The sequence below is a fragment of the Saccharothrix sp. ST-888 genome, from assembly GCF_000955975.1.
In the GTDB taxonomy this organism is placed as follows: domain Bacteria; phylum Actinomycetota; class Actinomycetes; order Streptomycetales; family Streptomycetaceae; genus Kitasatospora.
Window position 1 is genome coordinate 1 of record NZ_JYJF01000490.1, and the last position, 373, is coordinate 373.

Sequence of the window (373 nt, forward strand, 5' to 3'; positions counted from 1 at the left end):
CCTCGCCCCTGCGTGCCGTCGGCGCACTAGACCGAACCACCCGGCCGGCGGCCGACGGGCGGCTCGAAGCAAGGGTCGGCGTGGTGGGTGGTCCGGTGGAACTCCGGCGCCTGGAGGGGCGGTTCAACGCGATGGGCGACGGGATCTCCGGCGCTCTGGAACGCCGGTGCGCCTTCGTCGGCGACGCCTCGCACGGGCGACGCATCCCTCTCACCGTCCTCTCGCTGCGGCTGGAGAACCTCAACCCGCACCTGTGCCCCGCCGGACGGTCCGATGACGAGGAGCCCCTGACCGAACTCGACCGGCTGGCCGCCCTGCTGGAGGACCTGCTCACCCTCGCCCGGGTCGAGGCCGACGCCGGCCTGCCCGGGAG

Annotated in this window: 1 pseudogene; it reads left to right on the forward strand. The window is 74.3% G+C overall.

The annotated features are described in order from the left end of the window. Positions 1 to 95: 95 nt before the first annotated feature. Positions 96 to 373, forward strand: a pseudogene (locus UK12_RS33560) (HAMP domain-containing histidine kinase); the annotation flags it as partial.